This window comes from Acinetobacter ihumii (genome assembly GCF_900625095.1).
GTDB classification, from domain to species: Bacteria; Pseudomonadota; Gammaproteobacteria; order Pseudomonadales; family Moraxellaceae; genus Acinetobacter; species Acinetobacter ihumii.
The window spans coordinates 2,800,903-2,826,046 of the sequence record NZ_LR130760.1 but is presented as its reverse complement, the minus strand read 5'-3'; the positions used below and the strand labels follow the sequence as shown (position 1 = coordinate 2,826,046).

Here is a 25,144-nt window from a genome sequence, read left to right as displayed (position 1 = left end):
AAAGAGCAACCTAGAAAGTTGCTCTTTTCCAACCAATCGATTAATTGACGGGTCTGACTGATCGCTGCAACCCCTGCTGAATACCCTGCACAAACCCTTCAGGCGAAGCTTGTTGCTCCACCGTACGGTTTTGTTCTTGTTCAGGGTAGTATTCCTCCAGCACATCCAACCCTTCCTCTATATCCGTTTCAAACCGTGCATTGGCAAAACCCTTCCTTGCGGTAAAGTCTAATGATTCTATGAATACACCTAACTTTTTCAACTAACTACAAATGTGTTGCACTTGGGATTTGAATCTGCGACTTTAAAAAATATTCATCTTAAATTTTATACTTATTTTACGCAAAATTTACGATATTTTTATTATAAATCAATAAATTAATCCATAACATACATTACTTCACTGACTACTAATTTAAAATGTTATGAAAAAATTATACCATCTACTTTTTAGCCTTATACCGCTCTATTCAAGTTATGCTTTTGCTACTGGAGATGAAAGCTCTCCCGCATTAAGCTTTTCAGGTAATGTATCATTAGCCAGCGAGTACCGATGGCGCGGCCAAACGCAAACCCAGAATGACCCAGCCTTACAGGCAAACTTTGTTTTAAGCCACGCTTCTGGCTTTTATCTTGCTGCATTTGCATCGAATGTTGATTTTGATGACGAAGCGCATTTAGAACTGGATCCCCAGATGGGCTATACAGCGCCAATCGCGCTAGGTTCAATCCATCCTGCAGTCGATCTTGGCATCCTGCGCTACAATTACATCGATAACAGCGATTTAAATTATAATGAATATTATTTCAAAATGATCTTTAATGCGTTGCTGCATCAGAACGATAGCTTCACACCAAGCATAAGCTATACCGATAACTATGGCGGCAAAGCTGCAAGTGACAGTACAGGTAAAGATATCTCAAATTGGTATTTTAATGTCTTATATACTACACCGATTGCCCAAACTAATTTTGGCACAAATGTTAGCTTAGGCTATTCTAAAGCAAATCAGGACATTTATGGTTCTGAAGCAGAAGACCATTTTTTTGATTGGAAAATTGGTGCAACTTACCGCTATAACCCAATGGGAATAAATGTAGAATTAGCAGCAGTTGGTAGTAATTTAAAAACCAAAGACTTTACAAATCAAAATAAAAAAGGGGTAAAAACTGAAGCCGTATTTACCCTGACTAAATCTTTTTAAAAGTCTAATGCCAATAGTATCAATAATACTATTGGCATAATCATTTTACTTGATTGAATTCAATAAATACTCTACCTCACTTCGATTAAAACCTCTTTCTTTTAAAATAGCATGAATTATTTTTTTCATATTTTTTGACGCATGCTGGTATTTCTTTACTAAAATTTCAGAATCAATTTCCTGTAAACTATACTTCAAATATAATTCTTCATTGAGCTTCTGATTTTTAGCATCATCTTCATTATTTATCGTGTTATACATTTTTATGTAGCTAAATATCCCAATGCTGTTCCATTAAAGTGATTTGGCTATACATATGCTGATACTCCGCACATTTAACAGCACACCATAATTCCATAAATCTTTTGCCGAGATGTTTTTGCAAAACCGAATTACTGTGAAAAAGCGCTAAAGCATCCGGCTGATTTGTACTTAAAAAGAGCAGCTGATCTTTATTTTTTATGTGAGTGGCTTGCTGTGGAATTTCCAGATTCTGTGTCAACCCATGCAGTGTGCCGATCAAAATCAGGGCTGCAGTTAAATAAGGATTGCAATCCGCACCTGCAACACGATATTCCAAGCGTTGATTTTCATTGTCCGAACGTGGTATGCGAATGGCCACATTGCGGTTATTCACGCCCCAATTAGCTTCTAAGGGCACATGGTTTCCAGCTTTAAACCGGCGGAATGAGTTTACATTCGGGGCAAGCACGGCCATGGACGGCGGCAGCAAGACTATCAGCCCGCTGATCGCCTTTAATAATTGCCGTGACGGTAAAGGATTCTGCTTCATGCTGAAAATATTCTGCTGGTCTTGATTTAACAAACTCATGTGAAAGTGCATGCCGCTGCCCGCTTTATTCAGATCAGGCTTAGCCAAAAAGCTTGCATGTAACCCATGTTCTACAGCGACTTGCTTAATGGTGCGCTTTAGCATCATGATCTGATCGCATAGCTTCAAAATATCACCGCTATGCTGAATATTAATTTCGTATTGTCCGGAAGATGATTCCGAGACTAAGCCTGTAATCTGAATCCCCTGCAAAAGGGCAATCCGTTCAATTTCATCCAGAACGTCTTGATATTTATCTTGCGCATTCACATCAAAACATTGATTTAAATAAATCTGATTGGAGCCAGATTTTTCATTGCTGTCAAATAAATAAAACTCCAATTCTGCGGCCATGCAAGGATAAAAGTTTTGATCATGCAGCGCTCTTAAACTTTTTTTTAAAATATTGCGCGGTTCAACTTCGCAATCTTGATGATTGTCATCTTTCATGGTTAGGAATAACTGTGCATTGGACTCTGGATTTAAAGCGCAGGGCTGCAGGCTTCCCAATATAGGTTTACATAAATAATCCGGCTCACCGATCGATTTTCCTAAACCCGATTCTTCAATCACTTCTCCATCAAGACTCATGGCATAAATAGACATTGGGAAATAACAGCCTTGTGCAATATTTTTTAGACCGACAATATCTATGCGCTTGCCGCGGACATGACCATTCAGATCGTGCAGGCAAATCTCAACATGACGGGTATTGGGATAGCGCTGCAGATAGTTTTCGATTTCTTCTGAAAATAGAATATCTTCAATATCGCAGCATTGACGCGCAGATGGCATGGATTCAGGGACCGCTTCTTCGTCAGCTATATTATGTCTAGCCATGAGTAAATTACTCATTATTTTGTCCTGTTAAATATTAACAATGATCAAAATAAAACAAGTTCTACCGAATGTAACGTAAATAAACCGTAAAAAAGCACCCAACTAATATGATTATTTTTTAAACTATTAAAACCACGAAAAAGCTAATTTAAAATAAGTTAAAACATAAAAATAACAATAGATCTCTTTCATAAATCAAAAAACGATCTTCTTTTTGGTTAATATTTGCACTCCGGATTTCTTAGCATTCGTGCATAATCTGCGGATGAAATACATCGATTCAAACAAGCTTTCTGATCCTCAGTTCAAGCGATACACAGGCATCTCATGGTCAACTTTCTATTTGATGGTTGAGCAATTGCAGAAGCATGTCTCTGCCAAAGACAGACCGCCCAAGTTAAGCCTGGAGGATCAGGTTCTGCTCTGTCTGAGCTATTGGCGGGAATACCGAACCTTATTTCACGTTGCGACGAGTTACGGGGTTTCAGAGCCCACAGCCTCAAGAATTGTCCGTCATGTTGAAGACTGCCTGCTTCGGTCCAATCTGTTTAATTTACCCAAAGATTTACCCGAGGGCGAAGGCATCGACTGGAATGTTGTGATCGTGGATGCCACGGAAATTCCAATCCAAAGGCCTAAAAAAACAGAAGAAAAGCTATAGCGGCAAAAAAAAGACCCATACCTTTAAAGTACAAGCCATGATTCACTACAAAACTCAGCAAATTCTGAGTTTATGTGCCAGTCGCGGGGCAGTGCATGATTTCGAGTTGTTCAAACGCAATTTAAACCAGATTCCTTTTGGGGCTTTTATCCTGGCAGATAAAGGCTATCAGCGGATTTATGTGTTGTATCCGAATAGCCTGTTGCCATTAAAAGCCAAAAGACACTGTAAATTGGATCCTGAATTGAAAATCTATAATCAAGAAATCAATAAAAGATGAATCGGAATTGAGCATGTATTTGGCAACCTGAAAACCTTCAAAATCCTTGCTGAGCGTTATCGAAATAGATGTAAAAGGCTTAGTTTGAGATTCAATTTAATCGCTGGAATCTACAACTTGGAACTGAGCAAAAAATGATTTATGAAAGAGGTCTAATTACTCATGTAAAATAAATGGCATATTTAATATTAATAAATCTTCAAAAATCGCAAACCCACTCCCGGTTCAGTAATAATATATTTAGGCTGCACAGCATTATCATTTAACTTCACTCTTAATTTAGCCACCAGAATCCGTAAATAATGCGTATCTTCTTGGTGCGTTGGCCCCCACAGCTCTTTCAATATTTGCGGCTGAGTAATCAATTGGCCTTTATTTTTCGCCAATAAATTCAGCAGCTGATATTCTTTGCGTGTTAAGGAGAGCAATTGTTGATTTAAAAAAACCTGCCGTTTGGAAAAATCGATTTTTAATACGCCATCATCAAAAATTACAGTATCAACAGTACTATGCTGGTGCTGCCTAAGCAGTACACGAATGCGCGCCACCAGCTCCTGAACACTAAACGGCTTGGTCACATAATCATTTGCGCCAGCATCCAGAAGCTTCACTTTTTCTTCTTCATTTGCCCGCACAGACAGCACTATCACTGGAACGTGCGACCATGTGCGAAGCTCAGACAAAACCTCATAACCATCCAAATCTGGCAAACCCAAATCGAGGATCACTAAATCCGCGCCTTGCAAAGCTAGGAGTTCCAAACCCTTTTGGCCATTTTCAGCCAAAAGCGTTTTATAGCCTTGCGCTCTGAGTGCTATATCCAAGAATTTTCGAATCTGATTTTCGTCATCAATAATCAAGACATTGGTCATGGAGCTGGCTGATTCATTCTGTTCTGGCATTTTCCCACCTAAAAGCTGCTAGATGCTTTAAGTAATTTGCTGAATAGGAAGCTGTATGCGGATACATGTTCCTTGATTGTTCTTGCCTGATGATGCCATGATTTTCCCCATATGCGCACCCACAATCGCTTTCACAATCGTCAAGCCCAAGCCTGTACCATATTGCCCGCGGTCGCCGCGCTGCATGGTATAAAACATGTCAAAAATGCGTTCCCGCTCACCTTCCGGGATACCCTGCCCCTTATCAGTTATGGCAATTTCGATCTCATTTTCATTCACCTGCTGCACCTCAATCATCACAGCTTTATTTTCTGGTGAAAATTTTGCGGCATTTTCCAGTACATTAAAAATGGCCTGTTCAATCAAGGCGGCATGTACAAATAAACTCAAAGATTCTTGAGGCGCATGCACTTCAACCAATGCATCTGGCATATAACGGTTTAAACGGCGCACTGCTGAACCGATCAGTTCATCAACTCCAATCCAGTCCCGCTTCAAGCTTAAGCCTTCATGGCCTAAACGGGTCATATCCAGTAGGTTTTGAATATAGCGGTCTAAACGCTCCCCCTCTAAATGAATCGCTTCCAGCAAGCTGTCCTGATCATTTTCATTCATGGAATGGCGGTAAGTGCTCAAAGTATCCGCTGCTCCAATCATCGACGCCAAAGGCGAGCGTAAATCGTGCGATACGGATGATAATAATGCCGAGCGCAATTTTTCCGTTTCAGAATTCACATTGGCTATTTCCAAAGCCTTGGTCAGCTGGGTGCGGAAAATCGCCTGCGCAAGATACTCTACCATGAGTTCAGCGAGCTGTTTTTGCTCCGTATTGATTACTGCTTGCACATCTTTAAGTTTCAACCCCACCACGCCTAAGCATTGCTTGGAAGCCAATAAGGGCAAAAACCACCACTCATTTTCCGTCAAGGTTTGGGTAAAGCGACCGGACGGTTGATGGTTTTTGAATGTCCAATCGGCTGAAATTTTTTCTTTATTACTCATGATAGTGGATGATGCTTGAGTTGCTGCAGTATCTGGGAAATACAGCCAGACATCTGCATTGAGATTTTTACTCAGGCTATGTTCAGCAATCTCCTTGATTTGTGCCAAATCTAATGCTGTGGACAGCTTCTGCCCTAAATCCTGCATAATGCTGTTATAACTGTTCGCCGTTTTGAGTGCAGTCACCTGCTCTTTCAAACGTGACGCTAATCGGCTCGAAATTAAAGCCGCGCCCAAAAATGCAATCACGGTGACAATCCCCTGATGTGCAGAAATCTGAAATGTAAATTGCGGGGAAATAAAGAAAAAATTATAAGCTAGAAAGAATAGGATGGCTGAAAAAGCTGCAGCCAGCATCCGTGTTTTTGATGCCACAAAAACCACAGCGGTGATAAAAATCACCGAAAGATCTTCAATCCCTAAATACTTTTCCCCTAAGCTTGCAATCACAATGCTGATGACCGTGGTGGCTAGTACGTACTGTATTTCTCTCAGCGACAAGAATGCCCTTTGAGTGAAAAAGGACAGATGCTTATTCTCTGCAATAATCGGCACTATACTGAGTTCAAAACTGGGCCGGTATTGCAGTAATTGATCAATCAAATTGAGCCTTAAATTCAGCGAAAACTTTTGCGGAGCCGCTTGCGCTAAAACCAAGGTTGAAATGCCGCGGTCCATCACATAATCAAATAAAGTTTTAGCATGTTGCTGGCCGTAAAGGACTTCTGTCATTCCGCCCATTTGACGCGTTAAGTTTAAAGCCCGTTCTATTTCACGGCTTTGCGAGTTTTCCTGTTTATTCATGATTTGCGTATCATGAGAAAAAGCAACAACCGTCCAGTTTGCCGCACGATGCTCGGCAATACGGCATCCAGTCCGAACTAAAGCTTCAGAATGCCCTTTGCCATCAATCATAATTAAGACATGATTTTTTAAGGGGATTTGAGCAAGCCCTTGAATGGCGAAATTTTCGCGTACATCATTATCAACATAATTGGCAACGGTTTGCATTGCCAGTTCACGCAGTGCCGTTAAGTTGGAGCTGTTGAAAAATCGCTGTAAGGCCTGTTCCGCCTGCTCAGGCACATAAACCTTCCCTTGGTTTAAGCGCTCCAACAGCTCATTCACAGGCAAATCAATTAAGCGGATATCTCTAATCCATTCGAACACCCGGTCTGGCACGGTTTCAGTGACACGAATCCCAGTGATTTGATATACCACATCATTCAAACTTTCCAAATGCTGAATGTTCATGGTGGTAAAAACATCAATACCAGCATCTAATAATTCATTGATGTCTTGCCAGCGTTTTTCATGACGGCTGCCGGGCATATTAGTGTGGGCAAATTCATCCACCAAAACAATACTGGGCTTTTTATCCAAAACGGCATCTAGATTCATTTCCTCCAGATGCTGCCCTTGATATTCAATAGCCTTGCGCGGAATTATATCTAAACCAGAAATTAAATTTTCAGTTTCTCTACGGCCATGCGTTTCTACATAGCCAATGACGATATTAATACCCTGCAGCGCCAGTTCATGCGCACGAACCAGCATGGCAAAGGTCTTTCCCACGCCCGGAGCTGCGCCTAAAAAAATCGTCAGCCGCCCAGACTGATAACGCTGTGTATGTTGCAGCAAAACATCGGCTTTATTGGTTCGTTGATCAGTCATAGAAGTAATCTTTATTTATTGCTTTAAAAAGATGTTTTTAAATTCATTTAAATGCGTCTAAAGTCAGCTTGGCTATTGCTGGGCAATATGGATGCCACCGTTGGGCGGAGGTATAGAACATCCCCTCGCCCAACAATCGTATGTAACTTAATTCAAATTATTTAATAGCGTTCAATCACTATATTTTAATCTTCAAGCCATTCATATCACTTCCCGCCCCGATCCAAAGCCAAATTCAATTCAAGCACATTGATACGTGCCTGCCCTAAAATCCCAAAAATCGGCTGAACCGTATGCGACTGAATCAGTTTTTCGACATTCTGTTCAGGCATATGCCGTGCATGGGCAATCCGCTTCACTTGAATCATGGCTGATTGCACGCTAATTTCAGGGTCGATGCCACTGCCTGAAGCGGTGACCAGATCCGCAGGAATTTTAGATTTTTCAATCTGTTCCTTCGCTGCGATTCGATTCAGCCGTTCCTCTATGGCTTTCTGCAGTTCAGGATTGGTTCTCGCCATGTTGCTTCCGGCCATCGCCATAGGATCATAATTTGCGGCAGATGGACGCGGATGGAAATATTGAACTTGGGCAAAAGGCTGTGCCACTAAGCGTGAACCGATCACTTGATTATTTTCGACAATCAAGCTGCCGTTGGCTTGTTTTGGAAAGAGCATTTGTCCTAAGCTGGTTGCAGCAGCACTATATACAAAGCCGCATAAGCCTAGAGCAATGATGGTCATTCCAAACGAAGCGCGCAGTTTCTCACCCCATGATGAGTCTGCCAATTGATGATTTTGCATATTCACTTTGTCATCCTCAAAAAATTTATAGGGCCAAGATTGGACTGATCAGCAGATCAATCGCTTTAATGGCAATAAACGGTAGCAGCACCCCGCCCACACCATAAATCAGCATGTTGCGGCGCAATAATTGGGTAGATGTCGAAGGTTTGAATTTCACACCGCGCAGTGCAATTGGAATCAGCAGAGGAATAATGATCGCATTAAAGATCAGCGCAGACAGGATGGCACTTTCAGAACTGCCTAGTTGCATGACATTTAACACATGCATTTGCGGAATTGCCGCGACGAATAATGCCGGCAAAATTGCAAAATACTTTGATACATCATTCGCCAAGGAAAAGGTGGTTAATGCACCGCGAGTAATCAGCTGCTGTTTGCCTATTTCAACCACAGATAGCAATTTGGTTGGATCAGAATCTAAGTCCACCATATTGCCTGCTTCTTTGGCTGCTTGCGTTCCCGAGTTCATGGCTAAGCCAATATCTGCTTGGGCCAACGCCGGTGCATCATTAGTACCGTCACCGACCATCGCTACCAAATGTCCTTTGTTTTGCTCGGTTCGAATGCATGTGAGTTTATCTTCTGGTTTCGCTTCAGCGATATAATCATCCACACCAGCCTCTGCTGCGATGGCCGCTGCTGTGAGCGGATTATCTCCGGTCACCATCACAGTTTTAATGCCCATTTCACGTAAGCGCGCAAATTTTTCTTTAATGCCTTGCTTAATCACGTCTGATAGTTCAATGACACCCAACAAATTCTGGTCTTTAGCCACGACCAGCGGCGTTGCCCCTTTTGAAGCTATTTGTTCTACGCGCGCTTTCAGTTCGGCATGATTTTCAAGGTTTTGCGAAGCGAATTTAAGAATGGCATCCATAGCGCCTTTACGCACTTGATGACCATCCGCCAAGTTAAGGCCTGAAATGCGTGTGGACGCATTAAAAGCGATAAATTCAGCCTGTTCAGGCTCGGCCACTCTTTCACCTTGCTCTTTGGCCAAAGCAACCACCGATTTACCTTCTGGCGTTGGATCGGCCAAAGAAGTCAGTACCGCCGCTTGGCGAAGTTCAGACTCCGTCACTCCTGTTAAGGGATAAAAAGCAGTCGCCTGACGGTCACCGTAAGTAATAGTTCCGGTTTTATCGAGTAGTAAAACATCTATATCGCCTGCAACTTCAACCGCCTTGCCTGATTTGGCAATCACATTGGCTTTGAGCGCTCTGTTCATCCCTGCAATTCCAATAGCTGGCAATAAGCCGCCGATGGTGGTTGGAATCAAGCAGACCAATAGCGCCACCAATAAAATCGGGCTGATTTCAATATGCAGGAAATGTCCAATCAACGGCAGGCTGACCACGACGATGATAAAAGTCACAGTCATCACGGTCAGTAAAATACCTAAGGCAATTTCATTCGGTGTTTTTTGACGGTTTGAGCCTTCGACTAAAGCAATCATTCGGTCGAGAAAGCTATTTCCCGCCTCTGCGGTCACTTGCACGATGATCCGGTCGGTTAAGACTTTGGTTCCGCCAATCACCCCAGATTTATCTGTGCCCGCTTCACGGAGTACCGGCGCAGATTCACCTGTTACTGCAGCTTCATTGATCGTAGCAAAGCCCTGAATTATTTCACCATCTGCGGGAATCAATTCCCCTGCACGCACTTCAATCAAGTCATGCATGTTCAATTCAGCCGCTGAAATCTGCACCCCATCCATATCATCTTTAGAATGGATCCGGCGCGCCGTCAAATTCTGACGCGCTTGACGCAGGGATGACGCCTGTCCGCGGCCTTTGGCTTCAGCAACCGCTTCGGCATAATTGGCAAAGAGAACCGTCACAAATAAAATCAACGTCACCAATAAGCCAAAAACCAAACTAGATTGACCTAGAATTGTACTAACCAGTGTAATCAGCGTCCCAAGCCAAACGATGGCCATCACCGGATTTTTAATCACATGCTGCGGCAGCAGTTTAATAAAAGCATTTTTCCATGCTTCAGCTTGAAATAAGGTTGAAGCTATGGTGTTTTGCTGTGTTTGAACAGTGTGTTTTGAATGATTCATTGTACTCCCCCTTAACCTTGAACCAATAACAGATGATCAGCAATTGGCCCCAAGACCAGGGCTGGCATAAATTGCAATAAGGTCAACATCACCACAATGGCAATTAAAGTCAGTGCGAATGTTGGCGTTTCGACTTTTAAACTGCCGCTGCTTTCAGGTGCTTGGCGTTTAGCAGCTAAACGTGTAGCGATGATTAAAGGAATAATTAATGTCGGGAAACGGCCGAGCAATAAAGCAATACCGCATGTGACATTCCACCACACGGTATTGTCTGATAGTCCTTCAAAGCCTGAGCCATTGTTGGCAAATGCAGACACATATTCGTACAGCACTTGAGAAATGCCGTGGTATTGCGGATTACTGTTGCCCGTCAATTCAGGAAAAAATACAGTTATTGCGGTTAAACCAAGAATGACGATGGGTTGGATCAAAATCACAACAGCGAGCAGCTTGATTTCACCGGCTTCAATTTTGCGGCCAAACAATTCTGGGGTGCGGCCGGTCATTAAGCCTGCAATAAAGACTGCTAAAAACAGATAAATAATGAATTGCTGTAAACCACAGCCAATCCCGCCCCAAATGGCATTGATCAGCATATTGGACAATTGCACCATACCTGTGAGCGGTGCAGATGAATCATGCATCATATCCACTGAGCCGTTATTGACTTGGGTGGTGACCGCTGACCACAAAGCAGATGATGCCTCGCCAAAACGCACTTCTTTACCTTCCATGGCGGAAAGCAATGTCGAAGTCGATGAAAGGCTTTCTGACCAGATAGCGCTAGTCGCAGAAATGATCGACATCAGCAGCATTGAAGCAAAGACCAAGCCTGCGAATTTGGCGCGTTTGGTGAAAAAGCCCAGCATAAAAATCACCGAAACAGGGATCAGTAAAATCGCAAGCATTTCCAGAAAGTTTGACAATGGTGTCGGATTTTCCAAAGGTACACTGCTGTTCGGACCATACCAGCCACCACCATTACTGCCCAATTGCTTAATTGCTACCATGGGCGCAACAGGGCCTAAAGGTATTTTTTGCGTTGTTAATTCGCTGCTTTGGTCGATGACTTGAACTTCTGGGCCGCCTTGAAAAGTCGATGGTACGCCTTGGCTAGTGAGCAATAATGACCAAACCATGCATAAAGGAATCAGAAAGCGGAACGTCGGACGAATCACATCGGCCCAATAGTTGCCGACATTAATTTGTTGCACTTTATGCTTAAAGCTGGTCTGTTGATCGGTTTCAGAAAGTGCATTGGATTGTTTGTAGAACAGTGCTCGAACTGTAGCCACCACCATCGCCAGGCCCATCATCGGCGTGAAGATCTGCAAGCCGACAATGCCGACCATTTGCGATAAATAAGACAGTTGCGCCTGTCCTGAATAGTGCTGCTGGTTGGTATTGGTCAGAAACGAAATCATGGTATGCAGCGCCAAATCCCATGACATATTCGGTGCATGGTTTGGGTTCAACGGCAGGCTGGCTTGAACCATAAATAGAGTCCAAGTCACCAAACCGATCACTGCACAGCTCATGACAAAATTGAATGAATAGGTTTTGACATTCATCCCCCGTTTGGGATTGATTCCTAAAACCGCGTAAATGGGCTTTTCAATCCAATTGAATAGAGGATCAATTTTCATATCGCGGTTGTGCATAATTGCTGCGAGGTATTTACCCAAGGGATAAGCCAGAACAAAGACGATGGCTAAAAGCAAAGCAAACTCTAACATGGCATTTCACTCCTATGTTTCAGAGCTGAAATCTGCATGCAGATATTGAAATAACGTTTATTTTGATTATTTAGTACAACGCAATTTTTTTGATGCTGTACCTGCTGATGCGCGTGAATGACCGCACTCATGTTTTTCATCCTAAGCATTGGGATATTCCAAAATCCAGTATGAAAAATAAGACCGTAAAGTCTCTATTCATAACTTTGGATGCCGCGTAAAGAAAGCGTAAAAATTTAGCTCAATGCACTTATAAATGCAGAAAAATATCTTAAAAGTGATGGCTATTATTATTCTGTGACTCACTTTATTTATGGATATAATTTCAGTACTTAAAGCCTTATTTTTAGGTTTTATAGAAGGTTTAACGGAGTTTTTACCCATTTCCAGTACTGGTCATTTAATTTTATTTGGCCATTTAATTGATTTTCATTCAGGCTCAGGCTGTGTCTTTGAAGTTGTCATTCAACTGGGCACAATCTTAGCCGTTTGTTGGCTCTACCGTAAAAAAATTATTAATCTACTACATGGTTTTATATCAGGTGATTACCATGCGAGACGTTTTGCGATAAATGTCTTCATTTCATTTATTCCTGCAGTAGTGATCGGAGTTATAGCTGTTGATTTTATTAAACAAGTTTTATTCAGTCCTTCGGTTGTGGCATCTGCACTGATTATTGGTGCACTGTTAATTTTTGCTGTAGAAGCTAAAAATTTTAAAGTCCAAACCATTGAGGCAACCAATATTGGATTCAAACAGGCCATTGTTATTGGTTTGGTTCAATGTCTTGCGATGATTCCGGGGACTTCACGGTCTGGTGCAACCATTATTGGGGGGATGTTGGCGGGTTTATCACGTAAAGCAGCTACTGAATTTTCTTTTTTCCTTGCCATACCAACAATGCTTGGTGCCGCTACTTATGACATATTTCGCAACGTTGATGTTTTAACTTCAGAAAATTTATTGAATATTTCCGTAGGCTTTGTAACCGCATTCATCGCAGCTTTGCTTGTGGTAAAAGCCATGGTTAAATTTGTAGAAAAACATACTTTAAAAGTTTTTGCTTGGTATCGTTTGGTATTAGGTTCAATCATCTTATTTATTTTTTAATACAAGCAAAAAAATAAATAAATTAAAGAGAACTCGCTGTTCTCTTTAAGTTTTTTTAATTTACAACCCGTACATTCTGCTGCAAGCTTTTCTGAATCTCTTGTACAACACCCTCTCCCTGATGGAACTTAGGCCCTGATTTAGATTCCTTTTTGGTTCTAGTTTGCAGGGGTTCAGATTCAATAAGTTCATCTATATCAAACTCCTTAACTACCTCCAAGCCTTCCTCTATATCGACCTCCATCCTTCCATTCGCAAAACCCTTCCTTGCAGTAAAGTCTAAAGCCTCCTGATAAAACCCAGCCTGCTTACTCTGCTCATCAATTTGCTTCGCCTGAATAATGGCTTCATTCAAGCTAATCCCCTCCCTTAACGTTAGATCCACGTAATACACGGGCTGACGATAACTCTGTGTCGTACTCTTGCCCCGCAATATCAGCTGCAATGGGAGGCATGACAACAAACCATTTGATGCAGCATGGTAATAACTCAGCCGTGCGGCCAAAGTTCGAATACTGTTAAAGCCTGTAGTTCTAAAGATGAAGGTGCCAAACTCATCCGATTCATCCAGGTTCACATGCAAACGACCATAGGGCTTGCAGTTCCCTCCTTGAGCCAAAGCGCATAAATCAGGGGATGGACATGGATGTTGCTCCACGCCTTGATTGGTTAAGCGTTGACAGGTTTCACCATTGCCCATGCAAACAGGTCTTCCAGTCTGGCGATCAAACAAAGTGTATTCAGCACGTAGGTTTAAGTCAGGATCATTAAAGATCATTCTGACGGGGATTGAGCGTAGCTTTTGATTGGGAGTATTCGCTCGAAGCTGATCATCCAGTGGATGCTTCACCCAGCCTTCTTTGCTTTGAATCTGGGAAGTAATGGTGAACTGGTCATCTTTTTCAGGCAATCGCTTGCCATTCTTTTCGATCATACGACCGATACTGATACGCCCCAGAATTGGTGGAGTAATTGCTAAACCTTTAATCATGTTGATATTCCTTAATGTATTACCTTACAAATTTGGGTCTATGTATGTAGGTCGGAACAAGGACCAAATAAGTGACCCAAAGAATGTAGAGCCAGATAAAGTGCTACAGAGATCGCGACCGATTTGCTCTCTACCGAAGGGTAGAGAGCGGGGAGCGATTTTTGTGATTTTTTGATTTGGTGCTGTAGATAGGGCTTAGTCGTTATAGATGTTAAATCGACGACTGCCTTGCTTTTCAATTGGATAAAGCTCGATGAGTTCGGGTTGGTGCTGAAGCAATGCCTTGGTGTTGAGACTGATGGAGTCCTTGGCTTTCTTCCAGACTACTGAGCCATGAGCAAAGACTGCCCTTTCCTTGTCTTGCATCATCATCTGGATTTCATGTTTAAGCTGGTCAAAGCGTTCCTGCTGATGCTGAATCTCTTCTTTCATTTTGATGAGCTGATCGAACATCAAATTGGCATTTTCATTTTGCGAAAGATCCTCTACCGTTAAAGGTACATGCGCTGGATAAAGTTGTTGAATCGCTTTAGCTGCGGATTCACTGGCATCGACTGATGGCGGAGTATCCTTTTCTACACACTCCCAGAAATAACGTTCTGCTTTAACAATATGCTCAATCACTGATTCAGACCGTGTCACTTTGAAGATCTTGGTTTCATGTCCACAGATCAAGACACAAACATGTGCTGCCTGCTTACCAGTCACCGCCAGTTGATGTTGTACCTGACACAGCACGTATAAAGGCACACCATCACGCCACAATTTTGCTCCATGCTCACCTGCTGTTTTACATTCCAAAATTTGGACTTCATCACTGCCGACCACGCTGTAATCCAGATTGGCTAACATAAAGTGTTTATCGGGATCAGGATGCTGAAGTACCGCATTGATCCGTCGCACCTTGCTATGGGTGTGCATGCTATAGAACTCTGCCACCAAAGGTTCCAGCTGCTTGCCCCAATACAGCGGTGCTACACCTGAGCTTTCATCTTCTATGGATTGAGCCTGTCGTCCGGTTTTGATTAACCAGAGCTCCAACATCGACATGTAGGGATTGAGACCACAGGCAGTCGCGGCATCACTGCTGCCAACGCCTTGCTTACGAACTTCGAGCCAATCCTGATATTCCATCCCTTTGGTATTGACCAATCGCTTGGCTGCTGTTGAGCGTTTGGTGGTGATGGTTGGATTAACTACAATCTTTGATCCTACCGTCGTAGGCTGATGGGAAATAGATACAATTTGATTCATGGAATTATCCTTATAAATTCTGATCTCTGTAAAAGAAATGCATAAAAAAGCCATACCCGACACAAGGTCGGGTATGGCGATTTGTTTGCTGTTTTAATTGAGAGGGGTTACATGAGTGCTCTGATGAGCATTTGTTTGGGGTGACTTGATTTCAACATAAGTGAGTTAGTTAATTTCACGCGATCAAAGCAAGCGCTTGCTCCAATCCTCGTTGTTTCACCCCCGCACCTGCACCAAACCAAGCTGAATCAAGACGGTGATCTGTACTCATGGCACGTCGTTCATGATCCACAAATTCCGTAATCGAACACAGTAAGCCATAAGCCGTATCTTTAGCTGATGACAGATCAGCACCGCGTCCTTGCCCATTAAACATCTCTAAAGCTTTATTCATGGCGCGACCATTGGGTTCAGGCTTTTTCTCCTGAACTTGCTGCGCGACATTACGATAGAACTGAATAATGTTTTCTTCAGGATCGGAAATTGACATGGTGCTGTTGTTGAATACGGCATCAAAATAAGCTTTGGCTTCCTGCTGACTCACCTTACGCTGTGTGAGCTGTTTCATCTCATACATGTGCTCATCCCATGCACGCACTGAAATACCCAATTGCTGTTTCACTTTCTCTGCATCAAACTTGGTGCTATGTGGAACCTTCACTACACCTGCACTACTGCTTTGTCCGCGTAGAGCAATGGCTAACGTGTTGTTACAGACCACTCGGATACTGGTGAACTGTGCTGTCGTTGCCAAAGTGCCATCACACGCAGTAGCCAGCAGGATATAACCATTACTGACATCCTTAGACTTTAAAGCGGTACTTTGCCCGGTACGTGCCAAAGCCCAGAACTTCTTCCCACCTTTCAAAACCCCTGCGGCTTCTAACTCAAAGCCAGATTGCTCTGTCAGATCTCGGTAGAACTCCAGAATCTCTTTAGGCTGAACTTCCTGATAACGCTGACTGACTACAGATAAAGGTGCATGGGTATCTGAGCGATACAACACTCGCTGCTCTTCAAAAGGCATGATGATGCTTTGGCCACGTTCATTCTGTGCCATATAGCTGACATTCGAGGATTCAATCCGCCAATCCATTCCAGCTTGCTGTGCCCAAACTTCGAGTGGTTGATTCGGACTCAGCTGATTACCGAGACCATGCCAAGGGGTTTCGCCAACATAGGCGATTTGTTCGATTTGATGTGCCATCGTTCTTATCTCCTATGCTAATTCAACGAAAATTCTGCTGACAGTGATTACAGTGATAATAGGTCAGCGTGATCGGCTTTTTAGGCTCATCAAACACACTACTGAATAGGCCACCAATGACTGCACCTGCAAGCCCGCCAAGCAGTGGTGATACAGGCAAAGGTAAACCCTTTGAAATGGTTGCACCGATAGTTGCGAACGATGCGGACGCTGCTAGACCTGTAGAATCAGAACCATTCACCTGCTGATTGACCACTTGAATAACCTGATCCGAAAAACAATAAGGACAATTTAAACTCATAATATATACCTCTAGAAATGACAAAGGCTCACCGATTGGCAAGCCTTGCAAAGTATTTAAAACCTCGTTTTCATCTAGATAATGTATATCTGAGATTATCTTCATTTAGCGTCTATCATACTGCGCTCTTAACTGACCTTTACCAAATACTCTTCGTCCTTTTGGCTTTACACGTAAGTATTGAAGAGTACGTTTGTGATGATCAGCAATGTATTGCATTGCCTCAATGAAATTTGTTACTTGGGTGGAATCACGACGATAAATCACACCGATCCCTAGCTTATTCTCTCTTCGAAGTTTCGCTAGACGTTCACGGTTCCAGCAATTATATCCTTGACCAAAATCCCTAGTAATATCCCTCCATAGCTCGATTATTTCATCCCCCCAATATGCTGCACCTCCAGCACGATAGGCATTATCATAAATGATTGCTAAATGGCAATGAAAACCTTTACTTTTACCACCTTGCTCTACTCCCCACATATATCCGATCACATGTTTAAATATGCCATCTTTATTTTGGATACGATTAAGTAGTATATCCAAATCATTATAAATATCTTCAACTCTGATTCGACTAGAATATTCTTGCAAATAACCCAAGTCTACACGAACAACTAATATTCGACTGCATTTATTAAGTATTGATCTACAATATTTCTGCACTTCAATTTTATTTTCATCTTTCTGTTTTTCAATAGTTTCATAATATTTTTCACAAAGGTCAGATAAATCTAACAACTCTGATCTCAATTCTCTATACCCAATCGATTCCAATTCATTTTTAAGATCAACTTCATCAGAGTCTATGCTTTGTAAGTCATATATCAGAATAACAAAGAACTGAAGATAACCTGGGTATTCATCATCAGGATCATAAATATCATTAAAGTCTAATAACAGATTAGTAAGCTGTGAATAGAATCCATCCCATTTTGTACGTTGTCTTTTTAAGCGTTTTAAAAAGCTCTCAATCTCAAGTGTAAGTTTTGCTTGGTTAATTGAATACCTCATATTTAAACCTATATGTTTGTTAGTTTCATAAGAGATACGGGAATTCAGTATATATATACTTTTTACTTCTTAACAAAGCATTAACTAATAAAAGATTAGATTAATAACCAAAGCTTAAAATAAACCAAATTATCATTAAATCAAAATAAAATACAAAAATTCAAATACAATTTTCCCGTATTTCACAAAGATTTTTTAATACCCTACCTCTCATTAAAAGCTAGAATTAAGGAATAAAATGAATTTTAGACTATATCGTTTTAGTACCTAATTTTAGTTATAAAAAAAATTAAATTAAAAACTTATATTGCCTAAACATTTTTTATTTATAACACCCTTACCCCTTAGTAGAAAGCTTTTAAAAATATAGTGCAAAACAAGGGGAAATAGAGCGAAAAACTTAGTAGAAAGTATTGTTTTTATTACCTAAAGTATGACGTAAGCTTTTTTAAAACAGGATACAAAATGCGCAATTCTGAACTAGACAATCTTAAATCATTCCTGACACAACTTAGAGATGAAGATCTTATCTGGGCACTGTTTGTCTATCATCGCCCAAATATTGATAACAATCGCAGAATACGGGAGAGCAACGCTGCTATAGAAAAAGATATAGCAAAACTGAACAGCCTAGATAAACTCAGGAACATAAGTAAATTTATAATTGATGAAATGAATAATAGTAGTGATGATGATATCTATTATTTTTTACGTGATTTAAAGGATTTTCAATCTAGAATCACAATACATTCTTTTGACTTTAATAAAATTAAAGATAATCAAAGATTCTTACAATTTGCATGCAAAGTCTTGAATGAAAAAGAAGGAGATCGCTTAATTTTAGATATAAAAAATCTATACTTCCAGCTCCTTTATCTGGCTTATACAATCCCTTTTTATTATGAAAATTCTAGATCAATTGAAAATATATATTTTCGATTTGACAAAATATACACAAAATTCAACAGTCATTTTAAATCACCATGCTCTGATTTTTTTGTATGGGCTAAAAAGTATATTAATGAAAACTCAGAATTTAGGAGATACAGAAGAGATGCATCACATGTATCTGAATATGAGACTTTAATTAACTCAATATTTGATATTATCTATTATGAAGATGAAAATATTCACTATGCTTTAAGAAAAAAATTATCTAACGCGTGGTATCAAAAAAAGCACCGTGAGGAGAAAAAGGTGAAAAAACCTCACTATTACGCATTAACTAAAAGAGCTAGAGAAGCGTTGCTTACATTAGCTTTCAAGAATGGTCTGTCCGAAGAGCAAATGATCGAAAGACTCATCAATGAAACCTATGCCAAAGAATGCTGTTCAGTCGATGGAGAAAATCTATATTTGTAAAAATAATCTTTCCACCAGTCACACCCAATCTAGTCCATTATATAACTAAGATTGGGTTTGTGCGTGCAGACCTAATGAAAATAGGTATCTTAATAAAATTTTATTGATTTAAGCTCATATTCACTTTGCTTAAAGCACTTTTAAACTTATCCCCAATATTGGGATCATAAAAGAAATATTTAGTTAGTACTGGTTCTAATATTCCATAGAAGCCATCATCTATCATGTCATTCACTGTAATTCTAATAAGCTTATAAAAATCAAAAATACTATTATGTTGGTCAAATAAGGTTCTTTCCGAAATAGCAAAACCATACTCTTCCATTTCTTTTTTTGCTATCTCAGAACAGGTAGGTTCAGCATCTAAGATGTGGATAGGGGTCTCACGGTATAATGGTTTATTTATGTTGTTCTTTTTGACCAGCATCAGATGCCATGCTCCTAGCAAGCTAACCCAAGATGCAAGGTTGGGCTTAAAGATCGGATTATGCCCTAACCTTGCCTCCACATTAGTAAAATACCTCGACAAATCATTTTTTTTGTTTAGATCAATAGTATAGATACGCTGATAATCTACTTTTTCCAAAGCTTCCAACTTGGCGTTAGACTTAATAACTGCAATGACTTTTTCATGGTCACTTAAATTATTCAAATCTACAATCTGCGACATTTTTAAATTTGATGCCAACAGCTTATTTTTAAAAATTTCTAATTCAAGAAATAGCATAGCTCTAAAGAATAACTTATCTAATAATTCCTGAGAAATCACCTGATAGGCTTTACTATACTTCGAGACCTTTAAGATCCCCATATCAAGTAATTTTCCAAGTACTCCAATGGCAATATTGTCATATTCATAGCTTAAAAACTGACTAACTATTTTATAGCGTTCATTTCCGCTCAACGGATTTATAGGTTGTCTATCCAATATGTTCTGCAAATCTTGGGCAAATTCATCAATAGGAAAATCCGCCTTATCGACTTCTAAACGTATCTCATCATTAAAAGCAGAGATAAAATTGCTAACATCATTCTCTTGCATCTTATCCGATTTACTATAATAGGCAATATTTAAGTCTAGCCCCATCAACAGTAAATGCTTGTAGTGCTCAGCTCTCAGCCCTTTATATTTTCTTGTAGCTAAAATTAGATGAAAAGAATCATTCAACCTTTTATAAAAATCCGACTTCTCATCAGAAAAGGTTTCTAGCGAAACAATATCGTAGAAGTATAAATAATCTAATAGTTTAATAGTGTTGATTTGAATGTCTGTTAGTTTTGGCATTGAGCTATCTATGAAGAAAAAAGTTACCCTTATTTCCTCATTATTCGTCATTTCATCTTTTTTACAATTATTTCAGTGAATTTTGTTAGCTATACCTTAGTTGTATGACTAAAGATTCAAGAATTAACTTTTAAAAGAGTAACCAAATGAACAAAGTACAAATGAATTTATCAGATTATTTATTCATGCAATTTAAAACCATGACTCCCACTCTTGAACAAGTGGCAGCCATGTATTACCCCCATCTAAGTAAAGCAAAAATATTAGAAAAAGCGAGAAAAAAGGAATTTCCATTTATTTGCTACAAGATAGATGAAAGTCAAAAATCACCATACTTAGTTGATATTTTTGACTTAGCTTTTGTTTTAGACAAACGTTACAACGAACAAGCTAAAGAGTATGAAATTTTTACGAAGTCAGCTCTAACGAATTCTCAAAATTAAGGGTCTGTTTTCTTCGTTTAACTGATACATACCTTTCCAAACTCCCCCATGAATCGTGCAAACTAATTTGCTGTATCTGGGGGATAGTGAAACCTTGCTCAGCTAAACGGGTACACCCTTCATGTCTCAAATCATGGAATTTTAAATCATCTATTCCAAGCAACTTACAAGCTTTTCTAAATTCACCACCTATTGTTTTTGGACTAAGAGGTATCAGATATTCATCGCCATAGCCTCTTTTCAACATTCTAGCTCTAACTTCCTGCTCCGATAAAAGCTCAATAATTTTTTTACACTGAGGTAATACATTAAACTCCTTATGATTACCTTTAGAGCCTGTTGGGTTTTTCAAATCACGTATTTTCCATGAGTTGTTATGAATGTCAAAATCACTTAATTCCATTCGAGTTATTTCCGCCTCACGTCTACATGAGTAAATTGCAAACCAAATAATCAAATGCATTGGATAACTGTAAGCAGGATTATTCCATTTATTGACAAAATACTTCGTCAATGCCGCCAACTCTTCATTCGTTGGAAGCCTATCTCTTTTTTGACTTGATGAAATTTGGCGTGTCTTTCTTAATTGTGCTGTTGCCTTATCGAAAGAATTTAGATCAATATCTATATCCCACATTACCGCTGCATGAGATAGCACCCCTCTAATATGTAAAAGCTCATGCTGGAGTGTACTAGATGCAACAGGAGCGAGTCCTAGATCTTCAATGCCTTTTTTGCGTAGAGCTACGTGTTCCGCAATATGAGTCGATTTAATTTTTGTGATAACATGCCGCGCGATTGGAAACTTCTGAATAAGTTTGAGTGAATATGTTTTAGTTCGTCCATACTCAGCTCCCACTTCCGCCAAATATTTCGAAATAGCGTTAGAAAGAGTTAGATCTATTACATCTTCTTGACCAAACAAAATTTCAGGATTTTCTTCTATTTCAGCTTCCCTTTTTGCTAACCAAATTGCTGCAACTTTCTTCGATCCAAATGTTTTACTTTCTTTATATATTGGTAAATCTTTTCGATTGATTCGAATTTCAGCACGATAGCGTATTGATCCATTGACTAACTTACGCTGCGTGATTGTACCCATTTTTACGCCTTATGATATTTTTACTTATTATGGCGTATTTATGGCGTAAATCAAATTTTAAAAAGAGCAAAAAAAGATGAAATAGATGCAAATAAATTCAACACAACACTGATTCAATAGGTTGATTTTCAATGAGTATTTTATCAAAACCAAGCAACACACAGAATCCTCGAATCAGTGTTGCGCCGATGATGGATTGGACAACACGTGACTACCGTTTTTTTGCACGTCTATTTAATCCTAATGTCGTGCTTTACACTGAAATGGTCACGACAGGTGCAATCATTCATGGTGATGTCAAGCGCCATTTAGATTTTAATTCACAGGAACATCCAGTGGTCTTACAGTTGGGTGGGTCAAATCCACAAGATTTAACCACCTGCACAAAAATGGCTGAAGATTGGGGTTACGATGAAGTCAATTTAAACGTGGGCTGTCCAAGTGATCGTGTACAAAATAATAAAATTGGTGCGTGTTTAATGGCTGAACCGAATTTGGTCGCCGAATGTATCGATCAGATGCAACAAGCAGTTTCAATTCCTGTCACCGTTAAACATCGGATTGGGATTGATGACATGCAGTCTTATGAAGAAATGCTGCATTTTGTGGATACCGTGGCTGCAACAGGTTGTAATTATTTTATCGTACATGCCCGCATCGCAATCTTGCAGGGTTTATCTCCCAAAGAAAATCGTGAAGTTCCACCATTACGATATGAAGACGTGTATCGATTAAAGCGCGAACGTCCACATTTGACCATTGAAATTAATGGTGGAATTAAAAGTGTTGAAGAAACGCAACAACATCTACAACATGTCGATGGGGTCATGATTGGTCGTGAAGCCTATCATAACCCTTATTTACTGGCAGAATGTGGACAGTTTTGGAACTTGGAAATGCCAGATCGATTTGACATCATGCAACAAATGATGCCTTATATCGAACAACGTTTAGCAGAGGGTGCGCCTCTGTCTATTATTACTCGCCATATTCTAGGTTTATTTCAAAATCTTCCGGGTGCACGTAAATGGCGACAAGCATTAAGTGGCGGCAATGCTCAAACGCTTACTGATATTGAACATGCGCTGGTTAACATGCGTGAAAGCATTCAGCGTTCAGAACAGCAAAAACAGCTACATCATATATCCATATAAAAACACCAAGCCGTTGTGTTGCGCTTATCCACACAAAGGCTTGATTTTTATATTACTATGTTCTTTTTCGAGAACATTTAAATAAATATAAGTGATATAAATCGATCATTTAAAATTGGTTTATACCGATTAAAATAATATCGACAACAATATAATGAGTACATTTTGATTTATGTTTGATGAAAATTTGCCTAAAGCAAATCCAAAACAATATCTCTGTTTTGATCTATATGATTGTTTCAAAAATAAGAATTTGATCGTATCCAGATTTATATCCAAGAGTTTTGATCAAAAATTTGATAAAAAATAAGCAAAAGAATATTTTTTAATTATTTAAAATCAATATATTATTTTAAATGTTTCAAACTTGTGAAATATTATTACATTCCTTAAGAAGTATTTTAAGGTTCAGGCGATAGCATCATGCAACCAAGCAAATACATTGTTATTGATATGTGTGAATAATGTAAGAACGAGTTTGAACGATGATTTATGACGGACAATTAGCAGATAGTTATCAAACACAGAATGCACCTCAAGTAACTGTGACTGAAAACAGGGAAAGATCAGCACCGTTCTCTTTTGGATCGGATGATGCACGCAGCCAAATCGATATCCACAAATTTGTTGCCAAGTTAAAAAGTATGAGCGGCAATTACAGCACGGCGAAATGTGCCAAAAGTGTCCGTATTGCCCTGCAATCTGCGGGTGCGAAGATTGTCAGCCATCCGATTGCAGCCTCTGATTGGGGCGATACCTTAACTAAAATTGGTTATCGGCAAATCCAACCCGCTTTTGACCATCCGCAAAAAGGTGATATCTATATTATTAAACGTACACCCAATCACGTTTATGGTCACATTGCAGGCTATAGTGGTAGCCAATGGATTTCTGACTTTAAACAAACCAGTTATGACGTGTATAAAGACCGTAATGTAACTTACAGCTATTATCGACCTATATAATTTATTCGTGATATTGATATTTTTGAATATTAAAACCAAGCTTACTCTGGCTTAGTTTTTTTCATATCTAATTTTTTGAGAACCTCAGCCACAGCAATCATGCCAAAACTTGAGGTTACAATCACAGCGGAACCATAACCGCCACAGCGCAAGCCTGCACTCGCACAAACCTCTGCACTGGAAAATGGATTATCAATTGAATAAACACAGGTGATGCCGAATTTTTCTTTTGGCTTTTTACAGATGCCTTTAGCGCGTAATTGACTGCGTAATTTTGCTAGCATGGGATCTTGTTCAGTTTTGGATAAATCTGCCACACGAATTTTCAGCGGATCAATTTTACCCCCTGCACCACCAGAGACAATCAGCGCAATCTTATTAAAACGGCAATGTAACATTAAAGCCAGTTTCGCTTTGACATCATCAATACAGTCCAAAACGACATCTGGCTGTGAAGCCAATATTTCAGCCACATTATCAGGTGAAAGAAAATCATCAATCACATTGACCTTAATTCGCAGATTAATCTGGCGGCAACGTTCTGCCATGACTTCCGCTTTTTCCTGACCCAATGTGGAAGACAAAGCAGGTAACTGACGGTTGATATTTGATGCAGCCAAGACATCCATATCTACTAATGTCAATTCTCCAATACCTGTTCGGGCAAGTGCTTCAACCGCCCAACTTCCGACCCCTCCAATCCCAATGACCATGACATGACTTTTTTCATAATGGGAAAATGCATTATCACCATATATTTTGGCGACACCTGCAAAACGGCGGTCATATTCATCGGTATGGAGATCGGTCATCTTGAATCGTTGCTCTCTGTACACGACAAAAATAGATAACTCATTGAAATAATGTCACAATAATTGTTTTCTAACGACGAATACTATGACACATCTCAATGAGTTATATCTTATCTTAAACAAATCTCTAAAATGGAACA

The 25,144-nt window shown here is 40.0% G+C and carries 23 protein-coding genes and 2 pseudogenes; 9 read left to right on the top strand and 16 right to left on the bottom strand.

What is annotated here, in order from left to right; translation table 11 throughout:
- Nucleotides 1-40: 40 nt before the first annotated feature.
- Nucleotides 41-229 (bottom strand): annotated as a pseudogene (locus tag E0D95_RS15935) (hypothetical protein); the annotation flags it as partial.
- 196 nt (nt 230-425) lie between these two features.
- On the opposite strand from E0D95_RS15935, the gene E0D95_RS13315 reads away from it, so the two are divergent.
- A complete protein-coding gene (locus tag E0D95_RS13315) occupies nt 426-1,205 on the top strand; it encodes a TorF family putative porin (RefSeq protein ID WP_130804369.1) in 780 nt (259 codons plus the stop codon).
- A gap of 45 nt (nt 1,206-1,250) precedes the next feature.
- Here the strand turns inward: E0D95_RS13315 and E0D95_RS15960 are convergent, their stop codons facing one another.
- Together E0D95_RS15960 and E0D95_RS13305 are read right to left on the bottom strand one after the other, a co-directional pair.
- A complete protein-coding gene (locus tag E0D95_RS15960) occupies nt 1,251-1,466 on the bottom strand; it encodes a hypothetical protein (RefSeq protein ID WP_078388745.1) in 216 nt (71 codons plus the stop codon).
- Between the two features lie 10 nt (nt 1,467-1,476).
- Nucleotides 1,477-2,892, bottom strand: coding sequence for a glutamine synthetase family protein (locus tag E0D95_RS13305; protein WP_078388746.1), 1,416 nt, complete (start codon nt 2,890-2,892; stop codon nt 1,477-1,479).
- A gap of 250 nt (nt 2,893-3,142) precedes the next feature.
- Between E0D95_RS13305 and E0D95_RS15930 the strand changes: the two genes are divergently transcribed.
- From E0D95_RS15930 to E0D95_RS16000, 3 genes and pseudogenes are all read left to right on the top strand, one after another.
- Entirely contained in the window at nt 3,143-3,538 is a 396-nt protein-coding gene (locus E0D95_RS15930; RefSeq protein WP_078388747.1) for a transposase family protein, read from the top strand.
- Entirely contained in the window at nt 3,486-3,818 is a 333-nt protein-coding gene (locus tag E0D95_RS13295) for a transposase (protein ID WP_004692353.1), read from the top strand. Before E0D95_RS15930 ends, E0D95_RS13295 begins: the two co-directional genes overlap by 53 nt.
- 9 nt (nt 3,819-3,827) lie before the next feature.
- Nucleotides 3,828-3,956 (top strand): annotated as a pseudogene (locus tag E0D95_RS16000) (IS5/IS1182 family transposase); the annotation flags it as partial.
- Between the two features lie 50 nt (nt 3,957-4,006).
- On the opposite strand, the gene E0D95_RS13290 reads toward E0D95_RS16000, so the two are convergent.
- The 5 genes from E0D95_RS13290 to kdpA form a co-directional block, all read right to left on the bottom strand.
- On the bottom strand, nt 4,007-4,720 hold the full coding sequence (locus E0D95_RS13290; RefSeq protein WP_004692355.1) for a response regulator: 714 nt from the start codon (nt 4,718-4,720) through the stop codon (nt 4,007-4,009).
- Between the two features lie 27 nt (nt 4,721-4,747).
- The gene (locus E0D95_RS13285) at nt 4,748-7,396 is read right to left on the bottom strand and encodes a sensor histidine kinase (protein WP_078388748.1); all 2,649 of its coding nucleotides are present in this window, start codon (nt 7,394-7,396) and stop codon (nt 4,748-4,750) included.
- 206 nt (nt 7,397-7,602) lie between these two features.
- On the bottom strand, nt 7,603-8,205 hold the full coding sequence (gene kdpC / locus E0D95_RS13280; protein ID WP_004679624.1) for a potassium-transporting ATPase subunit KdpC: 603 nt from the start codon (nt 8,203-8,205) through the stop codon (nt 7,603-7,605).
- A gap of 19 nt (nt 8,206-8,224) precedes the next feature.
- Complete coding sequence (gene kdpB / locus E0D95_RS13275) at nt 8,225-10,267, bottom strand: potassium-transporting ATPase subunit KdpB (protein ID WP_004281624.1); 2,043 nt, start codon at nt 10,265-10,267, stop codon at nt 8,225-8,227.
- Between the two features lie 11 nt (nt 10,268-10,278).
- On the bottom strand, nt 10,279-12,003 hold the full coding sequence (kdpA, locus tag E0D95_RS13270) for a potassium-transporting ATPase subunit KdpA (protein ID WP_039890241.1): 1,725 nt from the start codon (nt 12,001-12,003) through the stop codon (nt 10,279-10,281).
- Nucleotides 12,004-12,316: 313 nt separating this feature from the next.
- Between kdpA and E0D95_RS13265 the strand changes: the two genes are divergently transcribed.
- Nucleotides 12,317-13,114, top strand: a complete 798-nt coding sequence (locus E0D95_RS13265; RefSeq protein ID WP_130804367.1) for an undecaprenyl-diphosphate phosphatase — start codon at nt 12,317-12,319, stop codon at nt 13,112-13,114.
- Nucleotides 13,115-13,169: 55 nt separating this feature from the next.
- Here E0D95_RS13265 and E0D95_RS13260 read toward each other — a convergent pair whose 3' ends face one another.
- From E0D95_RS13260 to E0D95_RS13240, 5 genes are all read right to left on the bottom strand, one after another.
- On the bottom strand, nt 13,170-14,105 hold the full coding sequence (locus E0D95_RS13260) for a recombination directionality factor (RefSeq protein WP_130804365.1): 936 nt from the start codon (nt 14,103-14,105) through the stop codon (nt 13,170-13,172).
- Nucleotides 14,106-14,300: 195 nt separating this feature from the next.
- Nucleotides 14,301-15,359: a YqaJ viral recombinase family nuclease gene (locus tag E0D95_RS13255; protein ID WP_130804363.1), complete on the bottom strand. Its 1,059-nt coding sequence runs from the start codon at nt 15,357-15,359 to the stop codon at nt 14,301-14,303.
- A 175-nt stretch (nt 15,360-15,534) separates the two neighbouring features.
- Entirely contained in the window at nt 15,535-16,566 is a 1,032-nt protein-coding gene (locus E0D95_RS13250; protein ID WP_130804361.1) for a DUF932 domain-containing protein, read from the bottom strand.
- Nucleotides 16,567-16,588: 22 nt separating this feature from the next.
- Nucleotides 16,589-16,867, bottom strand: coding sequence for a hypothetical protein (locus E0D95_RS13245; protein ID WP_078388759.1), 279 nt, complete (start codon nt 16,865-16,867; stop codon nt 16,589-16,591).
- Nucleotides 16,868-16,972: 105 nt separating this feature from the next.
- Nucleotides 16,973-17,881, bottom strand: coding sequence for a YagK/YfjJ domain-containing protein (locus E0D95_RS13240; RefSeq protein WP_078388753.1), 909 nt, complete (start codon nt 17,879-17,881; stop codon nt 16,973-16,975).
- A 465-nt stretch (nt 17,882-18,346) separates the two neighbouring features.
- Here E0D95_RS13240 and E0D95_RS13235 point away from each other — a divergent pair, with 465 nt between their 5' ends.
- On the top strand, nt 18,347-19,243 hold the full coding sequence (locus tag E0D95_RS13235; protein ID WP_078388754.1) for a hypothetical protein: 897 nt from the start codon (nt 18,347-18,349) through the stop codon (nt 19,241-19,243).
- 100 nt (nt 19,244-19,343) lie between these two features.
- Here E0D95_RS13235 and E0D95_RS13230 read toward each other — a convergent pair whose 3' ends face one another.
- Nucleotides 19,344-20,528 carry a hypothetical protein gene (locus tag E0D95_RS13230; protein ID WP_078388755.1) on the bottom strand — a complete coding sequence of 395 codons (1,185 nt, stop codon included), beginning with the start codon at nt 20,526-20,528 and terminating at the stop codon, nt 19,344-19,346.
- A 146-nt stretch (nt 20,529-20,674) separates the two neighbouring features.
- Between E0D95_RS13230 and E0D95_RS13225 the strand changes: the two genes are divergently transcribed.
- The gene (locus E0D95_RS13225; protein ID WP_004281614.1) at nt 20,675-20,971 is read left to right on the top strand and encodes a pyocin activator PrtN family protein; all 297 of its coding nucleotides are present in this window, start codon (nt 20,675-20,677) and stop codon (nt 20,969-20,971) included.
- Here the strand turns inward: E0D95_RS13225 and E0D95_RS13220 are convergent.
- On the bottom strand, nt 20,937-22,073 hold the full coding sequence (locus E0D95_RS13220; protein WP_004281613.1) for a site-specific integrase: 1,137 nt from the start codon (nt 22,071-22,073) through the stop codon (nt 20,937-20,939). The two genes, E0D95_RS13225 and E0D95_RS13220, sit on opposite strands and share 35 nt — an antisense overlap.
- A 131-nt stretch (nt 22,074-22,204) precedes the next feature.
- Here E0D95_RS13220 and dusA point away from each other — a divergent pair, with 131 nt between their 5' ends.
- Nucleotides 22,205-23,227, top strand: coding sequence for a tRNA dihydrouridine(20/20a) synthase DusA (gene dusA / locus E0D95_RS13215; protein WP_130804359.1), 1,023 nt, complete (start codon nt 22,205-22,207; stop codon nt 23,225-23,227).
- A 485-nt stretch (nt 23,228-23,712) separates the two neighbouring features.
- On the top strand, nt 23,713-24,192 hold the full coding sequence (locus tag E0D95_RS13210; RefSeq protein ID WP_130804357.1) for a hypothetical protein: 480 nt from the start codon (nt 23,713-23,715) through the stop codon (nt 24,190-24,192).
- Nucleotides 24,193-24,233: 41 nt separating this feature from the next.
- Here the strand turns inward: E0D95_RS13210 and E0D95_RS13205 are convergent, their stop codons facing one another.
- Nucleotides 24,234-25,004: a tRNA threonylcarbamoyladenosine dehydratase gene (locus tag E0D95_RS13205; protein WP_130804355.1), complete on the bottom strand. Its 771-nt coding sequence runs from the start codon at nt 25,002-25,004 to the stop codon at nt 24,234-24,236.
- Nucleotides 25,005-25,144: the final 140 nt, after the last annotated feature.